Genomic DNA, 3843 nt, shown 5'->3' on the forward strand with positions numbered 1-3843 from the left:
TGTCCCCGGGGATGTGCCGGCAGGGCCGGGCGGCGTCGATCAGTAGCGGGGTGAACCGCTGCACCCACCGGTAGACCGTCACATGATCGACGGCCAGGCAGCGTTCGGCGAGGAGCTCTTCGACGTCCCGGTACGACAGGGCGTAGCGCAGATACCAGCGGACCGCCACCATGATCACCTCGGGCGGGAGCCGGAACCCGGTGAACTCCGAGACCGGAACCGGCGGACGGACGGGACGTCGACGTATCCCTCCACCATGCCCGATCAAGGACCCCGCGGATGCAACAGACCCTGCGAGCGGAATCGGGAGTCCGTGTTGTGTGCTGGAACACAGAAGCTATTGCGACCCGGCGCACGCCTCATCGCTCGTGCGGGGTGTTTCCATCCCTCGATGGGAATACTTCACCCGGTTCCGCACCCCGATCAGCTGTTACTTTCGTTGCACGGCAGAGGAAGGGAGCAGCAATGGCGACTTCACCCTGGCACCGCGGCACCCCGTCCGCACGGCCCTGTCCGCACCCCGACAGCGCCGGCGAGACCCCCGGCAGACGACGGCGGAAAGCATCGTGACGAGGGCGGGCGAGGACGCCGGAAGGAACGCGGTGGCCAGCCGGCCCCGTGGTTTCCCAGCGGCGCTCGGCGTGTCCGTCGTCTGCTGGTCGGCGGTGGGCTTTCTCGCGCTGTGGGCAGGAATGGACGCGCTGGGCAACGACCCCGACCAGCAGACCGCGCAGGAACTGCGCGACCGGTTGGGTGAGGGCACGGTACGCACAACCGCAACGGTGCAGCCGCAGGACCTGCTCGCGCTGGGCGTGGGCATCGCCGTCCTGGCCGCGGTCGTCGCCCTGCTGCTGCGCAGACGATGGGCCCAGCACGTGCTGCCGCTACTGGCCGTCCTGTCGGTGATCGTGCTGGCCGCCGGCGGCCACTGGGAAGCCGCGCTGGTCTTTCTCGCGTTCGTGATCGGCGCGGCCGTGCTGCTCGCCGAATCGACGCAGAATTATCTGAAGAAGAAATAGCCGATGGCGGGGCCGCCTCCCAGCCGGCCCCGCCATACTCCCTCGTACCCCGATCCCTCCCTCGTGCTCTGTTCCCTCGTAGCCCCGCCTCCGCTCAACGCAACCGACGGGTCTGACGCCCTTATGTTCGTCAAGCCACTGTCGTGGCTGATCCGGTCGTCCGGAGAACTACGAGGCGCTGCTCGCCGCCGCGAAGGGCGCCACACCGATCACCCGCGCCGTCTGAGCGTCGGTGCCGGTGTCGAGTTGGCACCAGACCGTCTTGCCGGAGTGGGTGGGTCGGGTGTCCCACCGGGTGGCGAGTGCATCGACGAGGATCAGGCCACGACCGTATTCTTCCTGCTCGTCGGGGTGGAGGATACGGGGGAGGCGGCTGTCGCTGTCGGAGACCTCGATGTAGAGGGCCGTCGGGGCGCTGCGGAGCACGAGTTCGCCGGGGACTCGGGAATAGCGGATCGCATTGGTGACAATTTCGCTCACTAGGAGTTCGGCGGTATCGACGGCTTCGGGCAGCTGCCAGCTGCGCAGCGCGGTGGTGACGGCGTGGCGGGCCTGCCCGACAGCACTGAGGTCGGGGGTGAGCGGGATGGTGAGCGTGCGGGTGTTGGTGGCCGCGGCGGCCCGAACAAGCAGGAGCGCCACGTCGTCGTCCCGACCGGCGTGATCGACCAGGCGCATCAGCCGGTCGGCGGTGGCGTCCGCGGTGCCGGCGCCTGCGAGAGCCTCCTGCAGCCGGCTGATCCCCTGGGAGACATCGATGTCGCGTGACTCGACGATGCCGTCTGTGTAGAGCGCGAGCGTCGCCCCGACGGGAAACGGGTGGCAGGCCTGGACGAAAACCTGTCCGCCGATACCGAGAAGCGCGCCGTCCCCGCCGGCCAGGAGGCGGACACGGCCATCGGGATCACGCAGGGCGGGAGGGGGGTGGCCTGCGTTGGCGAGGACCATCGTCGCGGTGGCAGGCTCGAAGATCGCATAGACGCAGCTCGCCAGGGCACCGTCAGGCCCTGCCCCGATGGTCTGGACGAGGTTGTCCAGATGGGTGAGCACGTTGTCGGCGGGCAGGTCGAGCGAGGCGAACGCCCGGGTGGCGGTGCGGAGCTGACCCATGACGGCGGCGGCGGTCACACCGCGGCCGACCACGTCTCCGATGACGAGAGCGACCCGACCCGCCGAGAGTGGGATGACGTCGAGCCAGTCCCCGCCTACCTCGACACTGATCGGCGGACCCGGCCCGACACGAGGCGACCGGCCGGAACCGGACCCCGGCTCGTACCGCCAGGCGATGTCCATTCCAGTCACGGCCGGGATATCGGGTGCGAGCAGGTTGCGCTGCAGCATGACAGAAACCTCCCGCTCGCGAGCGTACGCGCGGGCATTGGCGATAGCGGCCGAGATACGCTCACCCAGGTCGGCGGCCATCTCGACGTCGTCGTCGGTGTAAATACGCCCGGAAAGACCGACATGTGCAACCATGGCCCCGTGAAAGAAACGCCCCACCAGCAAGGGCACCGCGATCCCCCAACGCAGCCTCAGTCGCCGGAAGTAGTCGATGAAGCCAGGGGTCTGGTATCCGCTGATTAACGATTCATCGTCAGCCGCGTAGTGAATTGGACGACCCGACGCAAAGGCTTGGTAGATCGGAGAATTCCGGTTGCAGGAAAGGATTTCTCCGACAGTCGAGAATGGGATGTCGCAGCTTTGCAAGGGCGGATCGGAAACGCGTGTGATTATGGCCCGGCGCAATTCCAACAGCTCCGGTCGGGCGTCTTTGCCAAGAGGCTCGTCGAGCAGGTACACGCTGCAGGTGTCGGCGAATTCCGGTACCACCAGATCGGCTATACCCTCCAGCGTGGCGTCCAGTTCCAGGGATCGCCCGACGAGTGCGCTCGCCCGGCTGTGCAGCCGCAGTCGCCGCTCCACCCGCGCACCTTCCCGCTCGGCACGGCGCTGATCCGTCACATCGACCAGTATCACGCCAACTGCCGCGGGCACCCCCTCGCAGTCCCGGAGCGGAAAGTACGAAAAGCGCCAGATACGTTCCTCCTGCGGGAACATCACGGTCCTACCGGTGATCTCCGTGTCTTCAACCGGTTCACCGGTGGCCAAGACCCACCGGGCAAGCTGCCACACCCGCGGGTCCACATCCGGCAGCAGCTCAGGGATGGGCGTGCCCGCCATCCGCTCGCGAGACAGGCCGCTTATCGCCCGCAAAGCCCGGTTGCTCCGTCGCACCCGCAGATCCGGATCGATGATTGCCATCGCCGTCGGGCTGAATTCGATCATTTGCGTGGCCAGTGGCGCGTCGAGCCCGACATCCAGTGAGTGGTCGGACAAAACGTCCTGCAAGGTCCTCTTCGGCTCAGATGTCGTAAGCCACCTCCCCTAATATGGGACAGTCGCTATAGCTGACAACCTATCCAGGATCTTGTGAACGGACAAGTCAGTTTACCCGCCGGGTGGCCCGGGAGGATCTCACCCCCGGGCTCCCACAGAACGGAGCGTGACAATCTCTCGTCACTCGATCGCGGTGGGTCTGTTGCGTTCGCCGGGTCCTTGATCGGGCAAGGTGGGTGGATGCGTCGACGTCCCGTCCGTCTGCCGGTTCCGGCCTCGGAGTTCACCGGGCGTATCGTTCGGCCAGCCCGGGTACCTGCTCCCGAAACGTCTGCTGTGCACAGTCCAGGCTCGGACACGCCAGCCGCCGCACGGTCACCTCGATCACGACGGGTCTGCCCCCGACCGGGAGATCGGTAAGCCGGCGTCGGTGATAGCCGTGCACCCGTGCGGTGAGCGTCCCGCAGCGCGGACAGGCCACCGGCCC

General features: G+C 67.2%; 2 protein-coding genes and 2 pseudogenes. 1 reads left to right on the plus strand and 3 read right to left on the minus strand.

Annotated elements, in window-relative coordinates; genetic code table 11:
• A pseudogene (locus tag DD1DGNOD_RS12840) lies at window positions 1–172 on the minus strand (IS6 family transposase); the annotation flags it as partial.
• A 394-nt stretch (window positions 173–566) separates the two neighbouring features.
• On the opposite strand from DD1DGNOD_RS12840, the gene DD1DGNOD_RS12845 reads away from it, so the two are divergent.
• Window positions 567–1019, plus strand: a complete 453-nt coding sequence (locus DD1DGNOD_RS12845) for a hypothetical protein (protein WP_131770229.1) — start codon at window positions 567–569, stop codon at window positions 1017–1019.
• 168 nt (window positions 1020–1187) lie between these two features.
• On the opposite strand, the gene DD1DGNOD_RS12850 is transcribed toward DD1DGNOD_RS12845, so the two are convergent.
• The gene (locus tag DD1DGNOD_RS12850; protein ID WP_131770230.1) at window positions 1188–3368 is read right to left on the minus strand and encodes an ATP-binding SpoIIE family protein phosphatase; all 2181 of its coding nucleotides are present in this window, start codon (window positions 3366–3368) and stop codon (window positions 1188–1190) included.
• Between the two features lie 274 nt (window positions 3369–3642).
• Window positions 3643–3843: pseudogene (locus DD1DGNOD_RS12855) on the minus strand (transposase family protein); the annotation flags it as partial.

This window comes from Candidatus Protofrankia californiensis (assembly GCF_900634765.1).
GTDB lineage: Bacteria > Actinomycetota > Actinomycetes > Frankiales > Frankiaceae > Protofrankia > Protofrankia californiensis.